The sequence below is a fragment of the Nonomuraea sp. PA05 genome, from assembly GCF_008086045.1.
In the GTDB taxonomy this organism is placed as follows: Bacteria; Actinomycetota; Actinomycetes; order Streptosporangiales; family Streptosporangiaceae; genus Nonomuraea; species Nonomuraea monospora.
In genome coordinates, this window is sequence record NZ_VSEY01000009.1 from 123,753 (window position 1) to 148,048 (window position 24,296).

At 71.5% G+C, this 24,296-nt stretch carries 20 protein-coding genes; 8 read left to right on the forward strand and 12 right to left on the reverse strand.

Annotation, left to right across the window (positions count from 1 at the left end; translation table 11 throughout):
* Nucleotides 1-16: 16 nt before the first annotated feature.
* A complete protein-coding gene (locus tag FXF51_RS16340) occupies nt 17-880 on the reverse strand; it encodes an intradiol ring-cleavage dioxygenase (protein WP_148435311.1) in 864 nt (287 codons plus the stop codon).
* A gap of 81 nt (nt 881-961) precedes the next feature.
* Between FXF51_RS16340 and FXF51_RS16345 the strand changes: the two genes are divergently transcribed.
* From FXF51_RS16345 to FXF51_RS16370, 6 genes are all read left to right on the forward strand, one after another.
* Nucleotides 962-2,422, forward strand: coding sequence for an alpha-L-fucosidase (locus FXF51_RS16345; protein ID WP_187414405.1), 1,461 nt, complete (start codon nt 962-964; stop codon nt 2,420-2,422).
* Between the two features lie 322 nt (nt 2,423-2,744).
* Nucleotides 2,745-4,043 (forward strand): ABC transporter substrate-binding protein, encoded by a 1,299-nt coding sequence (locus tag FXF51_RS16350; RefSeq protein WP_148435313.1) that lies wholly within the window; start codon nt 2,745-2,747, stop codon nt 4,041-4,043.
* Nucleotides 4,040-4,978, forward strand: a complete 939-nt coding sequence (locus FXF51_RS16355; protein WP_262379568.1) for a carbohydrate ABC transporter permease — start codon at nt 4,040-4,042, stop codon at nt 4,976-4,978. Before FXF51_RS16350 ends, FXF51_RS16355 begins: the two co-directional genes overlap by 4 nt.
* Nucleotides 4,979-4,988: 10 nt before the next feature.
* Nucleotides 4,989-5,864, forward strand: a complete 876-nt coding sequence (locus FXF51_RS16360; RefSeq protein WP_148435314.1) for a carbohydrate ABC transporter permease — start codon at nt 4,989-4,991, stop codon at nt 5,862-5,864.
* Nucleotides 5,865-5,873: 9 nt separating this feature from the next.
* Nucleotides 5,874-7,325, forward strand: coding sequence for an RICIN domain-containing protein (locus FXF51_RS16365; protein WP_148435315.1), 1,452 nt, complete (start codon nt 5,874-5,876; stop codon nt 7,323-7,325).
* 58 nt (nt 7,326-7,383) lie between these two features.
* The gene (locus FXF51_RS16370) at nt 7,384-8,811 is read left to right on the forward strand and encodes a pectinesterase family protein (RefSeq protein WP_148435316.1); all 1,428 of its coding nucleotides are present in this window, start codon (nt 7,384-7,386) and stop codon (nt 8,809-8,811) included.
* Nucleotides 8,812-8,855: 44 nt separating this feature from the next.
* Here the strand turns inward: FXF51_RS16370 and FXF51_RS16375 are convergent, their stop codons facing one another.
* Both FXF51_RS16375 and FXF51_RS16380 read right to left on the reverse strand, forming a co-directional pair.
* The gene (locus FXF51_RS16375) at nt 8,856-10,505 is read right to left on the reverse strand and encodes an amidohydrolase (RefSeq protein WP_148435317.1); all 1,650 of its coding nucleotides are present in this window, start codon (nt 10,503-10,505) and stop codon (nt 8,856-8,858) included.
* Nucleotides 10,506-10,633: 128 nt separating this feature from the next.
* Entirely contained in the window at nt 10,634-12,649 is a 2,016-nt protein-coding gene (locus FXF51_RS16380; RefSeq protein WP_148435486.1) for a primary-amine oxidase, read from the reverse strand.
* A gap of 60 nt (nt 12,650-12,709) precedes the next feature.
* Between FXF51_RS16380 and FXF51_RS16385 the strand changes: the two genes are divergently transcribed.
* Nucleotides 12,710-13,321, forward strand: a complete 612-nt coding sequence (locus tag FXF51_RS16385) for a TetR/AcrR family transcriptional regulator (protein WP_148435318.1) — start codon at nt 12,710-12,712, stop codon at nt 13,319-13,321.
* 4 nt (nt 13,322-13,325) lie between these two features.
* On the opposite strand, the gene FXF51_RS16390 is transcribed toward FXF51_RS16385, so the two are convergent.
* The 8 genes from FXF51_RS16390 to FXF51_RS16425 all read right to left on the reverse strand — a co-directional run bounded on the left by FXF51_RS16390 (nt 13,326) and on the right by FXF51_RS16425 (nt 22,436).
* A complete protein-coding gene (locus FXF51_RS16390; RefSeq protein WP_148435319.1) occupies nt 13,326-14,915 on the reverse strand; it encodes a GMC family oxidoreductase in 1,590 nt (529 codons plus the stop codon).
* Entirely contained in the window at nt 14,908-16,398 is a 1,491-nt protein-coding gene (locus tag FXF51_RS16395) for an aldehyde dehydrogenase family protein (RefSeq protein ID WP_148435320.1), read from the reverse strand. The genes FXF51_RS16390 and FXF51_RS16395 overlap by 8 nt, the downstream gene beginning before the upstream one ends.
* Entirely contained in the window at nt 16,395-17,813 is a 1,419-nt protein-coding gene (locus FXF51_RS16400; RefSeq protein ID WP_148435321.1) for a purine-cytosine permease family protein, read from the reverse strand. Before FXF51_RS16400 ends, FXF51_RS16395 begins: the two co-directional genes overlap by 4 nt.
* A gap of 122 nt (nt 17,814-17,935) precedes the next feature.
* Nucleotides 17,936-18,850 carry a LysR family transcriptional regulator gene (locus tag FXF51_RS16405; RefSeq protein WP_148435322.1) on the reverse strand — a complete coding sequence of 305 codons (915 nt, stop codon included), beginning with the start codon at nt 18,848-18,850 and terminating at the stop codon, nt 17,936-17,938.
* A 68-nt stretch (nt 18,851-18,918) separates the two neighbouring features.
* Nucleotides 18,919-20,049 carry a M20 family metallopeptidase gene (locus tag FXF51_RS16410; RefSeq protein WP_148435323.1) on the reverse strand — a complete coding sequence of 377 codons (1,131 nt, stop codon included), beginning with the start codon at nt 20,047-20,049 and terminating at the stop codon, nt 18,919-18,921.
* A 1-nt stretch (nt 20,050) separates the two neighbouring features.
* Entirely contained in the window at nt 20,051-20,719 is a 669-nt protein-coding gene (locus tag FXF51_RS16415; RefSeq protein WP_148435324.1) for a DUF1028 domain-containing protein, read from the reverse strand.
* Nucleotides 20,716-21,156, reverse strand: coding sequence for a RidA family protein (locus FXF51_RS16420; RefSeq protein WP_187414406.1), 441 nt, complete (start codon nt 21,154-21,156; stop codon nt 20,716-20,718). Before FXF51_RS16420 ends, FXF51_RS16415 begins: the two co-directional genes overlap by 4 nt.
* Nucleotides 21,153-22,436, reverse strand: a complete 1,284-nt coding sequence (locus tag FXF51_RS16425) for a flavin-containing monooxygenase (protein WP_262379569.1) — start codon at nt 22,434-22,436, stop codon at nt 21,153-21,155. The genes FXF51_RS16420 and FXF51_RS16425 overlap by 4 nt, the downstream gene beginning before the upstream one ends.
* A 164-nt stretch (nt 22,437-22,600) precedes the next feature.
* Between FXF51_RS16425 and aztA the strand changes: the two genes are divergently transcribed.
* Nucleotides 22,601-23,314: a zinc ABC transporter ATP-binding protein AztA gene (aztA, locus tag FXF51_RS16430; protein WP_148435325.1), complete on the forward strand. Its 714-nt coding sequence runs from the start codon at nt 22,601-22,603 to the stop codon at nt 23,312-23,314.
* Here the strand turns inward: aztA and FXF51_RS16435 are convergent.
* On the reverse strand, nt 23,253-24,296 hold the full coding sequence (locus FXF51_RS16435) for a FecCD family ABC transporter permease (protein WP_148435326.1): 1,044 nt from the start codon (nt 24,294-24,296) through the stop codon (nt 23,253-23,255). The two genes, aztA and FXF51_RS16435, sit on opposite strands and share 62 nt — an antisense overlap.

The following is a 24,296-nucleotide window of genomic DNA, read 5'->3' on the forward strand; positions in this document are numbered from 1 at the left end:
CGGCCTCGTGAACGTTTCATTCCCGCAGCAGGGCGACGTCGAAGTGGACGGTCCGGAACGGGTTCGGCAATCCTGCCTCGGCCGCCCGCCGCGCGTCGTCCACGACGGGGAAGCTCCGCACCAGGCTCTCCTTGACGCCGAAGACCGCGTCGGAGTCCAGGTAGGGGCTGTCGTCCACGAACAGGTGCGTGGTGACCGGGCGGTGGCCGGGCGCGGTGACGATGAAGTGCACGTGGGCCGGCCGGTTCGGATGCCGCCCCGTCGCGGCCAGCAGCTCGCCGACCGGGCCGTCGTCGGGGATCGGGTAGTAGCGCGGCACGATCGTGCGGAACCAGAACCTGCCGTCCTCATCGGCGGTGAACAGACCGCGCAGGTTCAGCTCGGGCTGCACGCCGGGCTGCTGCACGTCGTAGAAGCCGTCGGCGTTGGCCTGCCACACGTCCACCTGGGCGCCGGGCAACGGCTCGCCGCCGGGGCCCGTGACCTGGCCGGTGATCAGGCACGGCTCGCCCTTGCCGTCCAGCGCGATGGTGTCGCCCAGCTCGCGCGGCGGCGACTCGACCATGTGGAACGGGCCCAGGACGGTCGACTCGGTCGAGGCGCCGCCGGTCCGGTGGTTGATCGTCTCGACCAGCATGGAGACGCCCAGCACGTCGGAGAGCAGCACGAACTCCTGCCGCACGTCGTCGCACTGCTGCCCGGTCCTGGTGAGGAAGCCGATGGCCGCGCTCCACTCCTCCTCGGTCAGCTCCACCTCCTTGACGAAGGCGTGCAGGTGCCGCACCAGGGCGGTCAGCACGTCCCGCAGGCGCGGGTCCGGCGTGGCGGCGAAGCTCGCGGCGACCACGTCCGCCGATCGTCGCTCGCTGAACAGTTCCATGCGTCTCCTCCTCGGCCACCTGGCTCTGCGTACGATCCTTCCGGCCCGCGGTGCGGGTCCGGAAGAGCGATGGAGGAAGCCGTGCAGTTCACACCGTCATGGGAGTCGCTGGAGGGCCGCGGGACGCCGGAGTGGTTCCCGCGGGCCAAGTTCGGCCTGTGGGCGCACTGGGGGCCGCAGTGCCAGCCGGGTTTCGGCGACTGGTACGCCCGCAAGATGTACCTGCCCGGCACCGAGGCGGCCGAGTTCCACCGGAAGCGGTACGGGCATCCCTCGGAGTTCGGGTTCAAGGACGTGATCAACGAGTGGACGGCGTCCCGCTGGGACCCCGAGGAGCTGGTCTCCCTGTACGCGCGTACGGGTGCCAGGTACTTCGTGGCGATGGCCAACCACCACGACAACCTCGACCTGTGGGACAGCCCGCACCACGCGTGGAACTCGGTCCGGGTCGGCCCGCGCCGCGACGTCGTCGGCGAGTGGGCGGCGGCGGCGCGGGCGCACGGGCTGCGGTTCGGGGTGAGCGTGCACGCCGCGCACGCCTGGTCCTGGTACGAGCCGAGCCAGGGCTACGACGGGCGGCTCACCCAGGCCGACGGCGTGGGCACCTGGTGGGACGGGCTCGACCCACGCGAGCTGTACGCGCAGAACCACCCGCCGGTCCCTGGCTTCGAGCAGCCGAAGACCGTCAACGGCAACTGGGACTGGCCCGACCCCGAGCACTGGCCGGACGCCGCCTACCAGGCGAACTTCAAGGCCAGGACGCTGCAACTGGCGCAGGCCTACCGGCCCGACCTGGTGTACTTCGACGACACGGTGCTGCCGCTGCACCAGTGCGGCCCGGTCGGCCTGGAGATCGCGGCCGAGCTGTACAACCTGCACGACGACCTGATCGTGTGCGGCAAGGTGCTCGACGAGCGGCAGCGGCGCGCCCTGACCTGGGACGTGGAGCGCGGCGCCGCCGACCGGATCGAGCCGGAGCCGTGGCAGACGTGCACCTGCCTGGGGCAGTGGCACTACGACGACCGCGTCTTCGCCGAGCACCGCTACAAGAGCGCGGCCGAGGTGGTCGGCATGCTGGCCGACGTGGTCAGCAAGAACGGCAACCTGCTGCTCAGCGTCCCGATCACCGGGGACGGTGAGATCGACTCCGACGAGCGGGCGATCCTGGCGGGCATCGGCGAGTGGCTCGCGGTCAACGGTGAGGCGATCTTCGACACCGTTCCCTGGAAGGTCTTCGGCGAGGGCCCCTCCTCCGACGATCCGCCCGCGCTGAAGGAGCAGGGCTTCAACGAGGGCGGCGCGATGACCGCCGCCGACATCCGCTACACCGCCACCGGCACGGCCCTGTACGCGACCGCGCTCGCCGTCCCTGACGGGCCGGTGGTCCTGCGGCGGCTCGGCCGCGCGGCCGGACTGCTCGACCGCGAGATCACCGCCGTGCGGGCGCTCGGCGACGACCGGCCCGTCACCTGGCGGCAGGAGGAGCAGGCGCTGGTCATCGAGTCGGCGGCGCAGGTCCACCGCATCGAGCTGACAGGCTGACCACAGCCCCCGCCACCAGGCAAGAAGCGCCCCTGCGATGAAACGTTCATCGCAGGGGCGCCTGCGGGATCCCGAAATTTTCGGAATACGACCTGCCGGGCACCCGGCCGCCACCCGGCCGCCCCGCCCTCATCACCCTCATGACCAGCCAAAAGTGCCCGGAGGAAGCCGGGGCGACAAGGCCATCAGACCCGCCTCGCCGCCCGTGTCAGGTGGATTGACTGTGTCAGAAACGCGGCCGTAACCTCACCCCACTGACGCGCAGGACGGCGTGGTCCGCGTTCTGAAACCCCCCTCTTTTGCCTCGTGAAGGGCATGCACCATGACTGTCTCCAGACGGGACCTGTTGCGAACGGCCGGGCTTTCCAGCGTGGCGCTCGGGCTGGCGGCCTGCGGCCGTGGCTTCGGCGGCGGCGGCTCCTCGGGTGGCGGCGTGCAGCTCAACATGGTCTGGTGGGGTGACGCCACCCGGGCGAAGAAGACCCAGGCCGCGTTGGACATCTGGCTGCGCAAGAACCCCGGCGTGACGGTGCGGACGGAGTACCAGGACAGCGGCCCGTACAAGGACAAGCTGGCCACCCGTTTCGCGGCGGGCGACCCGCCGGACCTGATGATGATGCGGATGGACAGCGTCCGCGAGTACGCCGACCGCGGCGTGCTGATGGACATCAAGGCGCAGAACGGCGCCGTGGACGTCTCGGCGCTGAGCGAGCCCGCGATCGGGCTGGCGAGCGTCGGCGACAAGTACTTCGGCATCCCGTCCGGGCTCAACACGATCGGCTTCGTCGTGAACAGGTCGACGGCCGACCGGTACGGCGCGGAGATCCCCGACGGGAACACCTGGAGCTGGAAGGACCTGGCCACCTTCGCCAAGGGCATCACCGAGGCCAGCGGCAAGAAGGTGTACGGGGCGCACTTCGACGCGGGCACGCTGGCCAACCTCATCGTGTTCGTCCGGCAGCAGGGCGAGGACTTCTACACCGCCGACGGCCGTCTGGGCGTCAGTGAGGCGAGCATGACGGCGTGGTTCGAGATGTTCAACGAGCTGCGGGCGGAGGGCGCGATCCCGCCGGCCGGGTTCATCGAGAACCTGGGCGCGTCGGCCGAGCAGTCGCCGCTGGCCAAGGGCCTGATCGCGGCGCAGATCATCCCGACCAACAACTTCGCGGCCAACCAGGCGGTCACGGGCGGCGACCTGGCGCTGCTGCGCATCCCGGGCGAGACCACGGAGAAGCGGCGCGGCCAGTCGATCGACACGCCGGCGCTGTGGTCGGTCGCGGCGGCGTCCAAGCATCCGAAGGAGACGCTGAGCCTGCTGAGCTTCCTCATCAACGATCCTGAGGCGTCCAAGGCGACCGGCACCACCCGCGGCGTGCCCGCGAACGCCTCGGTCGCCTCGGCGATCAAGCCGGTGCTCTCCGCCGACGACCAGGTGGCCACCGACTACCTGCTGGCGCTGCAGAAGGAGGAGCTGCCGCGCGCCTACACCTATCCGCCGGGCTCCAGCGCCATCGCCGCGAGCCTGACGACGATCGCCGCCGAGGTCGAGTTCAAGCGGCAGACGCCGGCGCAGGCGGCCAAGGCGTTCATGGAGGCCGGCAGGAAGGCCCTCGGCAAGTGAGCACCACGCTGGACGCGCCGCCGGCGGTCGCCGGGGCGCGCCCCTCGCCCGCGCGGCGGCGGCGCAAGCCGCGCCGCGACCGGGCGGGCTACCTGTTCCTGCTGCCGTGGTTCGCCGGCATGCTGTTCACCGTCATCCCGTTCTTCGCCTCGCTGTATCTGGCCTTCACCGACTACAACCTGCTGAACGCGCCGAAGTGGATCGGCCTGGACAACTTCACCGAGATGTTCGGCGACGCGGTGTGGGCGCAGTCGCTGAAGGTCACGTTCGTCTACACGTTCGTGTCGGTGCCGCTGTCGCTGGCGGCGGCGCTGGGCGTGGCCATGGTGCTCAACCGCGGCGTGCGGGGGCTGGCGGTCTACCGGGCGGTCTTCTACCTGCCGTCGCTGCTGGGCGGCAGCGTCGCGATCGTGCTGCTGTGGAAGTACATCTTCGGCCTCGACGGCATCGTGAACGGCTTCCTCGGCTGGTTCGGCGTCAACGGGCCGGGCTGGACGTCCGACCCGGACTACGCGCTGACCACGCTGATCGTGCTGCACATCTGGACGTTCGGCTCCCCCATGGTGATCTTCCTGGCGGGCCTGCGGCAGATCCCGGTCATGTACTACGAGGCCGCCGCCATGGACGGCGCCTCCAAGTGGCGCCAGTTCCGCTCGATCACGCTGCCGCTGCTGAGCCCGATCGTCTTCTTCAACCTGATTCAGTCGCTGATCTCGTCGTTCCAGACCTTCACCCAGGGCTACGTGATGAGCGGCGGCGCGGGCGGCCCGGCGAACTCCACCATGTTCTACAACCTCTACCTCTACCAGCAGGGGTTCTCCCAGTTCCGGATGGGCTACGCCTCGGCGATGGCCTGGATGCTGTTGGTGATCATCGCGGCGTTCACCGCGCTCAACTTCCTGACCGCCAGGTACTGGGTCCACTACGACAACTGAGGTCTTCGCCATGTCGGCTCCGTCCTTCGAACAGGACAGCTATGTCGAGCGCATCGGAAGCACCCGGCGCAGCCGCTTCGTCAGGCACGTGCTGCTGTGCCTGGCCGGCGCGGTCATGCTCTATCCGCTGGCCTGGCTGGTGTCCAGCTCGCTGAAGCCCAACTCGCTGATCTTCAAGGATCTGTCGTTGTGGCCGGCCGAGTGGGACCTGAGCAACTACAGCCTCGGGTGGGACGCGCTGGAGCAGCCCTTCAGCGTCTACCTGGTCAACTCGCTGGTGATCGTGGTGCTGAGCATCATCGGCAACCTCGTGTCGTGCTCGCTGGCCGCGTACGGGTTCGCCCGGCTGAACTTCACCGGCCGCAAGCTGTTCTTCACGCTGATGCTCGGCACCATGATGCTGCCCGGCCACGTGCTGCTGGTGCCGCAGTACATCGTGTTCGCCAAGCTCGGCTGGCTCAACACGTACTACCCGCTGCTGGTGCCGAACTTCCTGGCCACCAACGCCTTCTACATCTTCCTGATGGTGCAGTTCATGCGCTCGCTGCCGAAGGAGCTGGACGACGCGGCCCGCATCGACGGCTGCGGCCCGTTCCGCATCTTCTGGCGAGTGATCATGCCGCTGTGCATGCCGGCGTTCGCCACCACGGCGATCTTCACGTTCATCTCGGTGTGGAACGAGTTCTTCGGCCCGCTGCTGTACCTGACGGACACCGAGCTGTACACCGTGCCGCTGGCGCTGCGGCAGTTCATCGACTCCGAGGGCCAGTCGCAGTGGGGGCAGATGTTCGCCATGTCTTTCCTGTCGCTCGCCCCGGTGATCGGCTTCTTCATCGCCGGTCAGAAGTACCTGGTCAAGGGGATTGCCACGACCGGTCTCAAGTAAGGAAGGCTCATGAACCCCCTGTTAAGAATCATCAGCGTCTGCGCCGCCACGGCTCTGGCAGCCACGGTGACGGCGGTTCCCGCGCGGGCCGCCGTCCCGGTGGCCAACGGAACCTACCTGCTGGCATCGGGCTCCAGCGGCAAGTGCGTCCAGGTCACCGGCTCCTCGGCCGACAACGGCGCGCTGCTCACCCAGATCGCCTGCTCCACCACCGCCACCAGCCAGCAGTTCAAAGCCGTCCCCCAGGGCAGCGTCTTCAACCTGGCCAACGCCGGCAGCGGACGCTGCATCGACGTCCCCGACTCCACCACCACCTCCGGCACCCAACTCCAGCAATGGGGCTGCGGCGACGGCACCAAACCCAACCAGCAGTGGACCTTCACCGCCTCCACCGCCGCCAGCGGCAAATACCTCGTCAAGAACGTCGCCACCGGCCTGTGCGTCAGCAACAAGGACGGCTCCACCTCCGGCGGCAACCCCATCGTCCAGGAAACCTGCTCCGACATCGCCCGCATGCAGTGGACCTTCAACCCCACCTCCCCGGGCGGCGGGCGCACCTGGCCGAACAACGCCGACGGGTTCGCCGCGACCAGCGGCAACGGCCTGTCCACCACGACCGGCGGCGCGGCCGGCACCACGGTGACCGTCACGAACTACGCCGACCTGGTCAGATACGCCACCGCCGGCGCCCCGTACGTGATCAAGGTCGGCGGCCCGATCACCGTCACCCCGTACGGCACCGAGATCAGGGTCGCCTCGAACAAGACCATCGTCGGCGTCGGCACCAGGGGCCACATCGTCAACGGCGGCTTCTTCCTCGGCTCCGGCGTCAGCAACGTGATCATCCGTAACCTGACGATCCGCGACACCCGCATGGCCGACGACGACCCGGGTGACGACGCCTACGACTACGACGGCATCCAGATGGACACCGCCCACCACATCTGGATCGACCACAACCACATCACGCGGATGAACGACGGCCTGATCGACAGCCGCAAGGACACCAGCTACCTGACCATTTCGTGGAACGTCCTGGCGGAGAACAACAAGGCGTTCGGCATCGGCTGGACCGAGAACGTCACGTCCCGGATGACCATCCACCACAACTGGCTGCACGACAACAACTCGCGCAATCCGAGCACCGACAACGTGGCCTACGCGCACCTGTACAACAACTACCTGCAGAACATCTCCGGGTACGGCAACTACTCGCGCGGCGCCACCAAGATGGTGATCGAGAACAGCTACTACGACAACGTCAAGGACCCGTACTACCGCGACGACGCCGCCCAGCTCCGCCAGAGCGGCAGCATCGTGGTCAACTCCAGCGGCCAGCAGGAGACGGGCGGCTCGGCGTTCACCCCGTCGTCGTTCTACTCCTACACGCTCGACCCGGCCGCCAGCGTGCCGTCCCTGCTCAGGACGTACGCGGGGCCCCAGGCCAACATCGGCACGTGATCAGCCTCCGGGCCGGTCACGCGGCCGGCCCGGGCACCTCCCGAGAAAGGGTCGCATCATGCGTCAAGGCATACCGGCGGTCGCGGGCGGGCTGGCCGTCCTGATCGCGTCCGTCGTCCTGGGGACCGCGGTTCCCGCGCGGGCCGCCGTCCCGGTGGCCAACGGGACCTACCTGCTGGCATCGGGCTCCAGCGGCAAGTGCGTCCAGGTCACCGGCTCCTCGGCCGACAACGGCGCGCTGCTCACCCAGATCGCCTGCTCCACCACCGCCACCAGCCAGCAGTTCAAAGCCGTCCCCCAGGGCAGCGTCTTCAACCTGGCCAACGCCGGCAGCGGACGCTGCATCGACGTCCCCGACTCCACCACCACCTCCGGCACCCAGCTCCAGCAATGGGGCTGCGGCGACGGCACCAAACCCAACCAGCAGTGGACCTTCACCGCCTCCACCGCCGCCAGCGGCAAATACCTCGTCAAGAACGTCGCCACCGGCCTGTGCGTCAGCAACAAGGACGGCTCCACCTCCGGCGGCAACCCCATCGTCCAGGAAACCTGCTCCGACATCGCCCGCATGCAGTGGACCTTCAACCCCACCTCCTCGGGCGGCGGCACCCCGACGGTCGCCGCCGACGGCACCGGCCGCTACCGGACGGTGCAGGCCGCCATCGACGCGGTGCCCTCCGGCAACACCAGCCGCGTGGTGATCACCATCAAGCCGGGCAGCTACCGCGAGATCGTCACGCTCAACAAGCCGTACGTGACGTTGCAGGGCCTCGGCTCCTCCCCGGCCGACACGTTGATCGTCAACAACCGCTCGGCCTACACCAGCGGCACCTCGGGCAGCTTCACGGCGCAGGTCTCCGGCCGCGACGCGACGCTCACCAACCTGACGGTCTCCAACGACCTCGACGAGAGCACCATCCCGAGCGGCCACCAGGCGGTCGCGCTGCGGCTGGACGGTGACCGCACCACGATGACGAACGTCCGCGTGCTCGGCGACCAGGACACGCTGCTGGTCAACGACTCGGCCCGGGCGTACGTGAAGAACTCCTACGTGGAGGGCACCGTCGACTTCATCTTCGGCGGCGGCACGATCGTCTTCCACAGTTGCGACATCCACGAGAAGCGCAGCACGGGCGGCCCCATCACCGCGGCCAGCACCGCGGCGACCAAGACGTACGGCTTCCTGTTCTACAAGTCGCGCGTCACCGGCTCGGGCACCGGCAACACGACGCTGGGCCGTCCGTGGCGGCCGGACGCGCAGGTGCTGTACCGGGAGTCGACGCTGAGCGCCACGATCGCCACCGCGCAGCCGTGGACCGACATGTCCACCAACTCCTGGAAGAACGCCCGCTTCTCGGAGTACCGCAACACCGGCGCGGGCGCGACCGTCAACGCCAACCGCAAGCAGCTCACCGACAGCGAGGCGGCCAGCTACACGCCGCAGAAGTACCTGGCGGGCGGCGACGGCTGGAACCCGGCCGGTTAGCGGGAGCGCGGACGAGACGCCCCGCCGGGTGTCTCGTCCGCCGCTCAGCCCTCGCGGTGCACGGCCTGACCGTCCACCAGCGTCAGGACCGGCCTGGCCGCGCTGACCTCCTGGAGGTCGGCGAGGATGGGCCGGTCGAGCAGCACCAGGTCGGCCCGGTGGCCCACCGCGATCGTGCCCGTCTCGTGCTCGGCGTGGCTGGCGTAGGCGGAGCCCGCCGTGTAGGCCTCCAGCGCCACCCGCAGGTCGAGCGCCTGAGCCGGTTCGAGCGGCTCGGTCAGGACGCCGTCGCCGACGGCGTGCGGATCCTGCGGCGGGCCGAGCCGGGTCGCCGCGGTGTAGATCGCCCACAGCGGGTTCGGGTCGGTGACCGGCCAGTCGCTGCCCATCGCCAGCCGCGCGCCCGCCCGGTGCAGCGCGCCGAACGGGAAGTGGTGCGGCTCGCGGTCGCGGCCGAGCAGCGGCAGCTTGCGTTCCACGATCTCCTTGTCGCGGCGGGCCCACAGGGCCTGGAGGTTGGCGATCACGCCGAGGGAGGCGAAGCGGGGCACGTCGGCGGGGTGCACCACGTCCAGGTGGGCGATCTGGTGGCGGTTGTCCTGGTCAGGGCCGGCCTGCCGGGCGGACTCCAGCGCGTCCAGGCACTCCCGGACGGCGCGGTCGCCGACGGCGTGCAGGTGGATCTGGAAGCGCCGCCGGTCCAGCTCGCGGCAGATCTCGCGCAGTTCCTCCGGGTCGATGAACGACAGGCCCGACGGAGTGCCGTGGTGCCGGCCGCCCGCGTACGGCTCCAGCATGGCTCCCGTGCAGTTCTCGCAGACCCCGTCCTGCATCACCTTGACCGACGTCGCGCGGAAGCGCCCGATCGTGCCGGCCGCCCGCCGCTGTTCGAGCGACTCGATCTGGGCGAGGCCTTCCCCGGCCTCCCACCACAGCGCGCCGACGACGCGGGCGGTGAGCCTGCCGTCGGCGGCCAGCCTCAGGTACGTGGGCAGCGGGTCGGGCAGGCCCCACAGCGGGCCGACGCAGGCGTCCTGCCAGCCGGTGATCCCCATCGCGTGCAGGTGCCGCTGGGCCGCGAGCACGGCCCGCTCGGCGAGGTCGCCGGTGACCGGCGGCAGCAGGTCGGTGACGAGGTCACCGGCCCGCTCCACGAGGATCCCGGTGGCGGCGCCGGACGCGTCCCTGTTGATCCGGCCGTTGACCGGGTCGGGCGTGCGGTCGTCGATCCCGGCGCGTTCCAGTGCCCGGCTGTTGGCCCAGACGCCGTGGCCGTCGTGGCTGATGAACGCGGCGGGCCGGTCGGGCACCAGCTCGTCGAGGAAGGCCCGGCCGGGCAGGCCACCGGGGAAGGTGTCGCCGTACCAGCCGTTGCCGCTGATCCACTCCAGCTCCGGATGGGCCGCGGCGTAGCCGCCGATGGTGGCGCGGTACTCGTCGGGCGAGTGCGGCAGGCGGGACAGGTCGCAGGTCAGCAACTGCACGCCGGCGGCGAGCGGGTGCACGTGCGCGTCGGTGAAGCCCGGCAGCAGGGTCGCGCCGCCCGCGTCGATGATCTCGGTGCGCGGGCCGGCGAGCCGGTGCAGCGGCTCCGGGGAGAGCGCCGCGACGCGGCCACCCGCGATGGCCACCGAGGTGATGCCAGGACCGGCGGAGTGCACCTGGGCGTTGACGATGATCGTGTCGTGGTTCATCAGGCGTCCGGAGGTGCGGTGTCAGTACTCACGGTGAGGCGCCTTTCGCTGGGGGAGGGAGGGGCGGCGGTGTCGCTCGTGAGCGTGCGTGTCATGCCCGCGGGCGGCAGTGTCGCTCGGAGCGCTCGTCATGTCTGCGGGCGGCAGCACGCGGACTCGGGTGCCGCGCCGGGCTGCCGGTGGGCTCGCGGCGCGGGGGTGTCGAGCGCCGGGTTGGCGTCGAAGAAGCCGGTCGGCTTGAGGACGAACCCGGTCCGGTCGACCGGCATGATCGGCCAGTCCTCCGGTCGCGGGAAGTGGGTGAGGCCGAAGGTGTGCCAGAGCACGACGTCGGCGCCGTCGAGGTCGCGGTCGGCCTGGATCCAGGTGTCGATGCCGGTGCGGCCGTCGTTCTGGTTGACGTACTCGCCGGAGGGGAAGCGCTCGCTCTCGTCGTAGGCGGTGACCCACAGGTGCCTGCGGGTGAACGCGGCCCGCCTGGCGATGGAGGAGCCGTCGTCGGCGAGCAGCGTGGGCAGGCCCTCGGGGTGCAGCGTGTAGGCGACGGGGTGGCCGAGCGCGTTGCGCGACTCCTCGTTGCTGATCTGCCAGACGCGGCCCCGCAGGCCGTCGGCGAGCCTGGCGGCCTCCGACTCGCGCCGCAGCCGGGTGACGCGGCGGGTGAAGCCGTTGCCGTACGGGTTGCCCGGCCCCATCGGGACGCGCTGGGCGTCGATCTCGTCCACCGCGTTGCGCACGCCGTCCACGGTCATGTCGAGGCGGGCCGAGAACAGGTGCTGGTGGAAGGGGGCGGCCACGCCCGGCGCGATCTCGCTCGCCCACGGGTACTCGCCCCCGGGGTGGGCCGAGGCGAAGACGACGCCGGTCGCCTTGCACTCCAGCTCGATCGTGCCGTCGAGGTAGAAGTACCAGTAGAAGCCGTAGTCGTAGTTGCCCACCGTGATGAAGAACGACACCACCATGCGCCGCTGGCGGCGGGTGGACACGCTGCCGTTGTAGGCGTCGGTGTGCTTCCACAGCACGCCCGCGTCCTCCTCGTGCATGCAGATCGCGTTGCGGACGACGCGCGGGTGGCCGTCGTCGTCGTGCAGGGTCGCGTCGAGGTAGTGGATCTCGCCGAGGCAGTCGCAGCCCAGGGTGAGCGAGTTGGCCTCCTTGCCGAGGGAGTACTCGCCCGCGTCGAAGTAGTTCTGCCAGAAGCGGATCGGGCCGGGGTCGCCGTACGGCACCACCATTTCGGCGACCGAGGCCCGGTACACGATCGGCCGGACGCGGTCGCCGTCCTGGAACCCGATCTGGTGCAGGGTGAGCCCCTCGACGGGATTGAAGCCCACCCTGAACTGCCACTTCTCCCAGGTCACGACGTCACCCTCGACGGTGAAGCTGGGCCCGTCCGGCTGGGTGATGACGATGGGCCGCTGCGTGGTGCGGGCCGGGCGGTCGGGGTCGTCGAGGTGGTAGTCGTAGGAGGCGGCGGGGATGGGCATCGGGCCCTCGTCGATCAGCTCGCGGACGCGGCAGGCGATCAGGTCCACGTAGGCGACGACGCCGTCCACCGGGTGGGCCCAGACGTTGTCGTCCGCCCCGAGCTGCTGGAAGGCCAGGCACCGGACCAGGCGCAGGCCCTCCTCCCCCGGGAGGTCGAAGCAGCCGGCGCTGAGCGCGGAGACGCGGACGGCGCGCGGGTCGTGGATGCCGCGCCGCGCCATCGCCGCCGCCCAGCCGGAGTCCTTCCACAGGATCTCCTCGACCAGGTCGAACTCCTCGTGCAGGATCGGTGGCTGCCCTTCCGCGACGACGTCCACCGCCCGCTGCCGCACCACGGACCCGGTGGTCAGCGACACCACGACCTCGTGCACCGCGCCGCTGCGCCGGTCGAGGAGCAGCGATCGCACGCGGCGCTCGACGCGGTCGCCGGGCGTCCAGGCCAGCACGTCGGCCTTGGCGGGCTCGTGCGGGCCGACGAGCGCGAACCGCGTGTGCGCGGTCACCAGCCCGGCTTCGGTGAGGACGGCGCGGTTCGCGGCGATCTCCTCGGCGGTCAAGCGGTCGAGTGGGTGCGTCATCAAGCTCTCCTGCTTATTCTTTGCGGCGTATCGCAAAGAATGCGCGGTGTTGCCAGCCCGTGCAAGCCCTGGAAACATCTTGTTCACCCAGGAAAGCGTGAGGTTTTTCGATGGCTGTCATCAAAAATATGCGGGAACATGGCGCGGCCTAAGGAGCAGACCCGCCGCCGCGGCGAGCTCGTCGCCGCCGCAGGGCGGGCGATCGTCAGGCGCGGGCTGGCGGGGCTGCGGGTGCGCGACGTGGCCGAGGAGGCCGGGCTGTCGGCGGGGCTGGTCAGCTACTACTACCCGGACGTGGACGAGCTCCTGCTGGAGGTGCACCAGGACGCGGTGGACCGCTTCTACTGGGCGCGGGCCCGCGCGGCGGAGGCGGAGCAGGACCCGAGGCGACGGCTGATCCGGCTGGTCGGCGCGGGGCTGCCGCCCGGCGAGGACGACCCGGTGTGCCGGGTGCTGTACGAGACGCACGTGCACGCGGCGCGCAGCCGTACGCACGCGGTGCTGATGACGGCGCTGTGGGACAGGGAGGTGTCCCTCTACATGGCGGCGCTGCGGCACGGCAGCGACACCGGCGTGTTCCGGCTGTCCCTGCCGGTGGAGGACGTGGCCGCCAACGCGGTGGCGCTGGAGGACGCCTACGGCCTGCACATCGTCGGCCGCAACACCAGCGTCCCGGTGGCGCGCGCCCGGGAGCTGGTGCTGCGCTTCCTGGAGACCCAGACGGGCTGCCCTCTCGTGGAGCCCTCCTGACCCGTCAGCCCTTGGGGTGGTCCGACGCGATCAGGTCGGCCGCCCGCTCCGCGACGACCATCACCGTCACCACGGGGTTGACGGAGGTGAGCGTGGGGAAGACGGACGCGTCGGCGATCCGCAACCCCTTGACGCCGTGGACGCGCAGGTCGGGGCCGACGACCGCGGCGGCGTCGCCGGGCGCTCCGATGCGGCAGGTGCCCGACGGGTGGTAGACGGTCTGGTGGGTCGCGCGGGCGACGGCCGACAGCTCCTCGTCGCCGGTGACGTCCGGGCCGGGGAACACCTCGCGCCTGACCCACGACCTCATCGGCTCCGCCGACGCGATCCGGCGGGCCAGGCGCACGCCCGCGACCAGCATCGCCTCGTCGTGCCCGTCAGGGTCGGTGAAGGAGCGGAACTCGATGGCCGGGGGCGCGCCGGGGTCGTTCGAGCGGACCCGTATCCGGCCCCGGCTGTGCGGGCGGGCGACGTTGGGGGCGATCGCGACCGTCGTCTCCGGTAGCGGCGGCGCCCCGGTCTCCGCCAGGTGGCGTTCGGCGTGCACGGCCCACGGTTCGACGGGGAAGTGCATGAGGACGTCGGGCCGCCCGTCGCCGCCGAGGCTCACCACGGCGCCGGCGTCCCAGCCGCTGGCGCGGGTGGCGGGCGGGACGCGGGTGGCCTCCCAGACGACCAGGCCTTCGACATGGTCCTGCAGGTTCTCGCCGACGCCCGGGAGGTCGAGCGCGACGGGGATGCCCGCGTCCTGGAGCACCTGGCGCGGGCCGACGCCGGAGAGCTGCAGCAGGCGCGGGGTGTCGATGGCGCCGGCGCACAGCACGACCTCGGCGGCGGCGCGCAGGTCGCGCTCGGCGCCGTCCGCGTCGCGCACGCGGACGCCGCACGCGCGCAGGCCGCCGCCCCCGCCGTCCCCGCCGCCCTCGTTCTCGTTCTCGTCCTCGAACAGGACGCGCACGGCCCGCAGCCCGGTCAGGACCGCCGGGCCCCGCCCCTCGGCGCGGGCCGGGTGCACGTAGTGGATCGAGGTCGAGGCGCGCACGCCGGTCCGCGGGGTGTAGCCGACCTCGAAGAAGCCGACGCCGTTGGGCGAGTCGTCGAGGCGGCCGTCGTTCCAGCGTTCCTGCACGGGCAACCCGAGCGCGGCGGACGCGCTGGTCACCACGTCGGCCACGTACGGGTTGCGGTCCTCGGGAGCGACGGGCTGGATCGGCGTGCGCAGCCGGTCGTACAGCGGGAGGATCGTGTCGGGGTCCCAGCCCTTGGCGCCCAGGGCCACCCACTCCTCCAGGTCGCCGCGCAGCGGCCGCCAGGAGATCATCGTGTTGGCGGTGGAGCAGCCGCCGAGGATGCGCAGCCGGGCGAGCCGGATGTGGGAGTTGCCGCGCGGGTTCGGCTCGCTGCGGTAGTCGAGGTCGTACTCGCCTTCCAGCATCTCGGCCCATCTGCGCAGCTCGCGGGCGCGGGGCTCGTGCTCGTCGTCGGGGCCCCACTCGACGAGCGCCACGTCGTGCCCCTGCTCGGCCAGCCGGGTCGCGAGCAGCGACCCCGCCGTGCCGCCGCCGACGATCAAGAAGTCGCAGGTGTCAGCCATGGTGGATCCAGGTGGTCTTGAGTCCGGTGAACTTGTCCAGCGCGTGCAGCGAGAGGTCCCGCCCGTAACCCGACTGGCCGAACCCGCCGAACGGGGTCGCGACGTCGAGGGCGTCCACGCAGTTCACCGAGACGGTTCCGGCGCGCAGGCGGCGGGCGACGCCGTGGGCGCGGCTGAGGCTGTCGGTCCACAGCCCCGCCGCCAGCGCGTACGGGGTGCCGTTGGCGACGGCGACGGCCTCGTCCACCGTGTCCACCACGTGCACGGAAAGGACGGGGCCGAAGACCTCGGTCTGCGCGATGGGCGCGTCCGGATCGACGCCGAGCAGCACCTGGGGCCGGACGTAGGTCGGCGCGGGCATGTCAGGCACCAGCCCGCCGCCGTGGACCTCACGCGCCTCCGCCGCCCCCGCCTCCATGAGCTCCAGCACCCTGGCGGCCTGGCGCTCGCTGACCACGGGGCCCATGCCGGTGGCGGGGTCGAGCGGGTCGCCGACGTCGATCGCGAGCGCGCGGCCGATCACGCGCTGGACGAGCTCGCCGGCCACGCCGCGCTGCACGACGAGCCGCGACGTGGCCGAGCAGACCTGCCCGGTGTTGGTGAAGATGCCCGCGGCCACGCCGTCGGCCACCGCGTCCAGGTCGGCGACGTCGTCGAGCACGACCACGGCGCTCTTGCCGCCGGCCTCCAGCCAGACCTGCTTCAGATTGGACTGTCCGGCGTACTGCTGGAAGAGCTGCCCGGTGCTGGTCGAGCCGGTGAACGTCACCACGTCCACGCCGGGGTGCCTGCCGAGGGCCCGGCCGACGACCGGGCCCGCGCCCGGCATGACGCTCAGCACCCCGTCGGGGAGCCCGGCCTCGGCGGCGAGCACGGCCAGGCGCAGCGCGGAGAGCGGCGAGTCCTCGGCGGGCTTGAGTATCACGCTGTTACCGGCGGCGAGCGCCGGGGCGATCTTCCAGATGGCCATTTCGAGCGGGTAGTTCCACGGCACGACGGCGGCCACCACGCCGAGCGGCTCCCTGGTCACGACCGCGAGGTCGGCGCCGCCGGTGGGGGCGACCTCGCCGTAGACCTTGTCCAGGGACTCGGCGTACCAGCGCAGGATCGCGGCCGAGCCGGGCGCGTCGATCGCGATGGTGTCGGCGATGCGCTTGCCGGCGTCGAGGCTGTCCAGCAGGGCCAGTTCCTCGACGTGGTCCTCGATCTTCCGCGCGATGCGGTGCAGGACGGCCGCCCTGTCCCTGGGCGAGGCCGTGGACCAGGCCCCGCCCTCGAAGGCGCGCCGGGCGGCGGCGACGGCGGCGTCCACGTCGTGCTCGTCGCACTCCGTCACCTCGGCGAGCACCGCGCCCGTGGCGGGGTTGACGGTCGTCCGCGTCGCCCCGGACAGGGACGGCACGGGGCCGCCGATCCACGCGGTGGTCGCCGGCTCGATCTTCGCGGCCAGCGCGAGCCAGTCGTCGTGCGTTCGCTCGGTCATACGCCTTCGGCCTCCGCGAGGTCGGGGGCGGTGGCACGCGCGCCGGAGGAGCGGCGCAGGCCACGAACCCAGAAGTAGTAGAGAGGGCTGATGATGGCCAGCCCGGCGATCCACGAGATGTCCACGCCGTGCAGGGCCTCGGCCAGCGGCCCGACGTACAGCGCGTTGGACAGGAACGGGATCTGCACGGCGATGCCGATCACGTAGCAGCCGATCGCCGGGACGTTGTACCGGCCGTAGACGCCGCCGTCCGCGCGGAACAGCGCGGAGATGTCGTACTCGCCGTGCCGGACGAGGTAGTAGTCCACCAGGTTGACCGCCGTCCACGGCACCAGCGCGCACAGCAGCAGCAACATGAAGTTCACGAAGTTGGTGAGGAAGTCGCCCTTGCCGAGCTGCGCCAGGCCGAGCGCGACGACGAACAGGGCGACCACCACGACCGACCGCGCCTTGGCCTGCGGCTGCCATCTCGCCCGCAGCGTCTGGCCGATGGTCAGGACGGACAGCGCCCCGCAGTAGAGGTTCATCGTGTTGGTCGTGACGATGCCGACCACGAAGACGAGCAGGACGACCGCGCCCGCCGGCCCGGCGCCCGCCCGCACGGCGCCGACGGTGTCGAGCGCGGGGAACGCGGCTCCAAGGATCGCGCCGAAGATCATCGGGATGATCGAGCCGAGCGTGCTGCCCCCGTAGGTCGCCCAGAACGCGGCGCGCACGCCGGTGTCGCGCGGCAGGTAGCGGGTGTAGTCGGACACGTAGGGCGCGTAGGCGATCTGCCAGAGCGCGGCCAGCGACACCGTGCCCATGAAGCCCGCCCAGCCGAACCCGCCCGACGACCAGGTGGCCGCGGGGAGGTCCACGAAGGCCAGCAGCATGACGAACGCCAGCACGAGCAGGCTCCCGGCCACCACCGACATCACGCCGGCCATCGCGTGGATGACCTTGTAGCCGAAGATGGCGCCGGCGGCGGAGATGGCCCCGATGACGGTGATGGCCAGGGTCTCGTCCAGCCCTGTCAGGTTCGACAGGCCCTGGCCGCCCAGCACCATGTTCGAGGCGAAGAACGCCGTGTACATGGCGACCACGATGACCACGACCAGCAGCGACCCCTGCGAGCCGAACTGGGCCCTGGTCTGCAACATCTGCGGCACGCCCATCTGGGGGCCCTGCGCGGCGTGCAACGCCATCACGACGCCGCCCGCGAGGTTGCCGAGCACCAGCGCGGCGATCGCCCACGGGATCGACAGCCCGTAGACGAGCGTGCCCAGCAGGCCGGTCGCGATGGTCAGCAGCATGATGTTCGACCCGAACCAGATGGTGAACAACTGCGACGCCCGGCCATGCCGTTCCGCGATCGGGATATGTTCGATCGTCCGGATTTCAAGAGCCTCGTGGGAGGGCGCTGGAGTGCTCATCAACTCTCCTTGTGCAGCACAGTGACCAAGTACACCCTGTGCCAACGGCGAGCCATCTGTCTAACGCGAGAAACCGATCACTTGCATCAAGGAATTCGATGCAGTAACACCCCCGACACAATTCATCCGGTAAGCGAGGCTCCCACTTCACGGCAGACCTCTACAAAGGCCTCCGCCTTACGGGTGAGCCGGGCCTGTCTCATCCGCACCGCCACGACGTCGAGCGCCGGGAAGTCGTCGGCCAGGGCGACCGTCACCAGCGCCCCGCCGCCGTAGGTGTAGCTGTGGGCGGGCCGCTGGTTGAGGATCGCGTAGCCGTGACCTGCGGCGACCATCGACCGCACCGTCTCGTAGCCGGCCGTGCGGTGCCGTACGCGCGGCTCGACGCCGACCTCCTGGAAGAGCGAGTGGAAGTAGGCGGAGGTGTGCGGCAGCTCCAGCATCACCACCGGATCCTCGGCCAGCTCGGCGAGGTGGATGCGTTTTCTGTGCGCCAGGCGATGGCCGGGCGGCAGCAGCAGGTACGGGGGCGCGGAGGCGACCCGGGTGGTTTCGAAGTCCTCGCCGAGTTCGTAGGCGTACATCAACGCGACTTCGCAGGCGCCCGATTGCAGATTCTGTTTCAGGGCGGCGTGCGGGGCTTCCAGAACCTCCATGCTCACGGCCGGGTGCTGGGCGCCGTACTTCGCGACGAGATGCGGCAGCCAGAAAGGCGCGAGCGTGTCGAAACAGCCCACGATAAGCGCGCCTACCAGTTCTCTGCCCGCATTCGCGGCGCTGTCGGCCAGCTCCTGGCTGTGCGCGAGAAAGCCGCGCAGCTCGGTGTAGAAGGCCCTGCCCGCGGGCGTCAGCGCCAGGCCGCGCGCGTGATGGCGCAGCAGGAGCTGAACGCCGAGCTCCTTCTCCAGCTGCGCGACCGCGGTGGAGACGGCCGACTGCGAGACGACCAGCTCGCGGGCGGCGGCCGTCATGCTGCCCAGCTCGGCCGCGGCCGCGAAGTAGCGGAGCTGCACCAGGGTGAACGAGGGGGCCTTCAACGCCGCCCCCTTCCTGCACTCGGCCCAGCGGCAAGCCTGACCAGGCACGATACCAGGGGACGACGGTGTCAGCCCGCGGCGACGTCCAGCGCCGTCCAGGCGAGCGCGGTCGCCGCGTCGAGCAGCGCCTTCTCCGCGTCGCCGCCGACGCAGTGCGCGGCGAACTCCGGCTGGTGGTTCAGCGCCGGGAGCGACCCGATGCCGACGTAGGGGTGGATCGCGGGCACGAGCTGCGACACGTTGCCCATGTCGGTGGAGGCCCTGTTCATCCGCCGGGCCGGCGAGCCGTCGTCGAAGCGGCGGCCCAGCCGCTCCGCGTTGCGCCGGTAGGCGAGCAGCGCCCGCTCGTCGTTGCGGAACTCCGCGTACGGCTTGCTCTCCGGGGTGATCTCCAGCTCGCAGCCGGTGGCCAGGGCGCCGGCCTGGAAGCACCGCCACACCTTCTCCTCCGTCTCGGCCAGCCGCGCCAGGCTCTCGGCGCGCACGTACCATCTGCCCTCGGTGCGGGCCGGGATCGCGTTCGGAGCCTCGCCGCCGTTGGTCATCACCCCGTGGACGCGGACGGTGTGCGGCAGTTGCTGGCGCAGCAGCCCGATCGCGACCTGGGCGATGGTGAACGCGTCGGCGGCGTTGACGCCCTGCTCGGGGTAGGCCGCGGCGTGGGCGGCCCTGCCGCGGAAGGAGACGTGGGAGTGCGAGACCGCGAACGCCTCCGCCTCCGCCACGTCCACGGGTGCCGGGTGCGCCATCATCGCCAGGTCCAGCCCGGCGAACGCGCCGCGTTCGAGCAGCTCGATCTTCCCTCCCCCGCCCTCTTCCGCGGGGGTGCCGTAGACCTCGATCGTCAGCCCGGCCGTGTCGGCGAGCGGCGCGAGGGCGCGGGCCGCGCCGGCGGTGATGGCCGCGATCAGGTTGTGCCCGCAGGCGTGCCCGAGGCCGGGCAGGGCGTCGTACTCGGCGCACAGCCCGAGCCGGAAGGGCCCGCTGCCGTACGTCGCGTGGAAGGCGGTGTCGAGCCCGAGGTAGGCCGGGGTGACGGTGAACCCGGCCTCGTCGAGCGTCTCGGCCACCCAGCGCGCCGACCGGTGCTCCTGCCAGGCCGTCTCCGGATGGGCGTGCAACCGCTCGGACAGCCCGATCAGCCGCCCGGCGTCAGCGGAGACCGACCGCGCCGCGCGTTCCTTCTCGGCGGCCGTCATGTCACTCGTCCCCCGGCACGCCGTACGACGGCGCGGCGGTCGGGTCGAGGCCGCGGGTGACGTAGTCGTCGCGCTGCGGCAGCCACAGCTTCAGCAGCCCGCCCAGCTCGCCGACGGGGTCCTCGCTCCAGTCGACCCGCAGGTCCGTCTCGCGCCACGGGACCGTCCTGACGACCGCCAGCCCGGCCGAGTGCAGGGGGCCTGCCTCTCCCCCGGCCGCCAGCCCGGCGGCGAGCCCGGCGAGCAGCCGCTCCTCCAGCTCTCCCGCCGAGCGTCCGAAGCCTTCGACGACCGCGTCCACCACTTCGGTGCCCGCGAGCATGTTGCCCGCGGCGACGACGCCTGATCCGGCGCGCGCGTGGTGCACGCCGAGGGTCTGGGCGCCGGAGAACGTGGCGGCCTCGCCGTTCAGCGTGAGGACGGTGAGCTGCCGGTACTCGATCAGCTCGCGCCCGCGCACCACGCCGTCCAGCGCGTCGCGGGCGCCGGCGCCGGCCTCCAGGGCGTCCAGGAGCTCCGTGCCGAGCCGCGGGTCGGTGACGTTCTGCGAGGCGGCGCCGCCGACGCCGGCCCGCAGGTGGACGCAGCGGGCCGCCACGGCCGGGCTGGAGGAGGTGACGGCCATCCCGACGGCGCCGTCGCCGTCCACGGCCAGGATCGAGAACGTCACTGTCCGCCCTCCGGGATCACCGCGACGGCGTCCACCTCGACCAGCCACTCGGGGCGGGCCAGCGCCGAGACGACCAGGCCGGTGGAGATCGGGTGCACGCCCCTGGTCCAGCGCCCGATCGTGCGGTAGACGGGCTCGCGGTAGCGCGGATCGACGAGGTAGACGGTCAGCTTGACCAGGTGCTCCATCCGCGCGCCCGCCTCCCTCAGGAGCAGGTCGATGTTGGCCATCGCCCGCTCCGTCTGGGCCTCGACGTCGCCGACGCCGACCGACTCGCTGGTGTCGAGGTCCTGGCCGATCTGGCCGCGCACGTAGACGGTGTTGCCGGCGACCACGGCCTGGCACAGGTCGTTGTCGAGGTTCTGCTCGGGGTAGGTGTCGCGGGTGTTGAACGGGCGGATCCGGGTGTGTCCCCCGGCGACGATGGGTGCGTTCACGTGGCGGCCTTCACAGCGTTGTCCGTCAGGTCGGCGGCGGTCCCGTAGGAGAGGTAGCCGCGCTGGGTGGTGATGTGGTCGGCCACGTACCTGGCGTCGTGCCAGACCCCCCAGATGAAGCTCGATCCGCGCCGCGACAGCCACGGCAGGCCGAGGAAGTAGACGCCCGGCTCCGGCGACACGCCGCGCCGCTGCCGCGGCCTGCCGTTCTCGTCGAACGCGTCCACCTGGAGCCAGCCGTAGTCGGTGGCGAACCCGGTGGCCCAGACGATCGAGGTGACGCCGGCGGCGGCGAGGTCGAGTTCGAGCAGCGGGTCGGTCACGCACTCCGGGTCGGGCCCGAAGCGGCGGGCCAGCGGCTCCTCGGGCAGGTCGAGGCCGTTGCGCGTCACGTAGGCGTCGGCCTCGTCGAGCAGCGCCAGGTAGCCGGCGTCGCCCGCCGCGATGTTCCTGCCGAGGTCGGGCGAGAACCGCACCACGCCGTCGTCGTACGAGGCGGTCAGGCCGGTCAGGTGGATGCCCCGGGCGGCCAGGTCGCGGAAGTCGACGGTGTGGCCGCCGCGCGCGCCGCTGACCGCGATCGTGACGTGCTCCGCGCCCTGGGGCGGCGTCTCCGCGTCCCACTTGCCGAGGACGCCGAGCCACCAGCAGAAGTCACGCCCCCGGTAGCTGCGTGGCGGCCGCTCGTGGGGGCCGACGGACAGGTAGACGCGCCTGCCGGACCGCCGCAGCTCGTCCGCGATCTGCACCCCGGACGACCCCGCCCCGACCACCAGGACGGCGCCGCCGGGCAACTGCTCCGGGTTGCGGTAGCCGCTGGAGTGCAGTTGCACGGGAACCGCGCCGTCGGGGACGATCGGCGGGATGACCGGCTTCTGGAACGGTCCTGTCGCGGCGACGACGAACCGGGCGTCGATGGCGCCGTCCGAGGTCTCTGCGCGGAAACCGGGCCGCCCGTCGTGCTTGCGCACCGACGTCACCTCGACGCCGCACCGGATCGGCGCGCCGATCTTCTCCGCGTACGCGACGAAGTAGTCCGCGATCTGCTCCTTGGACGCGAAGGCGTCGGGGTCGAGGCCGAGGAACTCCAGGCCGGGGAAACGGTCGTGCCAGGCGGGCCCGTTCGCCACCAGGGAGTCCCACCGCTGCGAGCGCCAGCGCTCCGCGACGCGGTGCCGTTCCAGGACGAGGTGCGGCACTCCGCGGTCGGTCAGATGCTCGCTCATCGCCAGGCCGGCCTGGCCCGCGCCGACGACGAGGACTTCGACTTCTTCACTCAAAACCCACAACCTCCACTTCGACTGGAATCCTCGCCCGCCGGGAAGACCCCTGTCCAACAGAAGTTGTTGCGCTTCTACATCTGATTTGTTGATGACCGCACCGGCTCGGGCTCCCGCCGACGGCCCTCTACAATGAAAACCGTTGTCGTTACGAGGGGAGCCTCATGTCGGTCGTGCTCACGGACGTCACGGCCGGTTACGGCCGCAGAACGGTCCTGCGCGGGCTGTCGACCCGCCTGCCCCGCGCGCGCGTCACCGCCGTCGTCGGCCCGAACGGCTCCGGCAAGTCCACCCTGCTCGGCGTGCTGGCCGGGATCATCCGGCCGGTCCACGGCACGGTGGAGCCGGGCGGCGCGCGCCGGCCCGGGTACGTGGTGCAGCGCGACGCGGTGTCCGACGCGTTGCCGATCACGGTGCGAGAGACGGTGGCGATGGGCCGCTGGGCGTCGCGCGGCCCCTGGCGGCGGCTGACGGCGCACGACCGGGCCGTCGTGGACGCCTGCATGGCCGCGCTGGACGTGTCGTCGCTGGCCGGGCGGCGGCTGAGCACGCTGTCCGGGGGGCAGCGGCAGCGGGTGCTGCTGGCTCAGGGGCTCGCGCAGGAGCCTGACCTGCTGTTGCTGGACGAGCCCACGACCGGCCTGGACGCGGCGGCCAGGGAGCACATCGCGGGGGTGATCGAGCGGGAGAGCGCCCGCGGGGTGACGATCGTGCACGTCACCCACGACCCGGCCGAGGCCGCACGGGCCGACCACTGCCTGCTCCTCGACGAGGGGCGGCTCGTCGCCCAGGGCCCTCCCGCCGCCGTGCTGGACGCTACCGGCGCCTCGTCCTGGCCAGCAGCCACAGCAGCAGCGGAGCCCCGAGCGCGCCGGTGACCACGCCGACCGGCAGCTCCACGTCCGGGATCAGCAGCCGCGCGACCAGGTCCGCGCCCAGCACGATGAACGCCCCGGTCAGCCCCGACGCCAGCGGCGGCGGGCAGGCGGCGCGCGACAGGCGCTGGGCGATCTGCGGCGCGGCCAGGGCGACGAACGCCACGGGCCCGGCCGCCGCCGTGCCGAAGGCCACCAGCGCCACGCCCGTCATGAGCAGCGCCAGCCGGGCCGCCTGCACGGGCGCGCCGAGCACGACCGCCACCTCGTCCCCGAGCTGCAGCACCCTGGTCCAGTTGCCGAGCAGCAGCGCGACCGGCACCAGCACCGCCAGGGCCAGCGCGAGCGGGGCCACGTGATCCCAGGTGCGGCCGTTGAGGTTGCCGAACAGCCAGCCCAGCGCCTGCTGGGCCTGGAAGTCGCCGCTGGTGACCATCAGGTACTCGGTGGCGCTGGTGCACATCCACGACAGCCCGATGCCGACGAGCACGATGCGCCCGCCGGTGGTGCCGCGCCGCCAGGCCAGCAGGTACGTGACCAGCGCCGCCGTCACGGCCCCCGCGAAGCCCAGCAGCTCCAGCCCGCTGCCGACCCCCAGCACGATCCCGGCCACCACGGCCACCCCCGCGCCCTGGGTGACGCCGATCATGTCGGGGCTGGCGAGCGGGTTGCGGGTCATGGTCTGGAACAGCGCGCCGGAGACGCCGAAAGCGATCCCGGCGAGCAGCCCGGTCAGCGCCCTGGGCAGGCGCAGCTCGTGCACCACGAACGCGGTGCCCTGCTCGCCGCCGCCGAGCAGCGCGGCGACGACCTCGCCGAGCCCGAGCCTGACCTCACCGAGGCCGATGCCCAGGCAGAACGCGAGGAACGCGGCGACGGCGGCGGCCACGCCGACGAGGATGGTGCGGGGCCGCAGCACGCCGGAGACGGGCGGGACGGCCAGCCGGAAGGGCAGCGCCCGGCCGGGCGACAGGGTTGCGCGCAT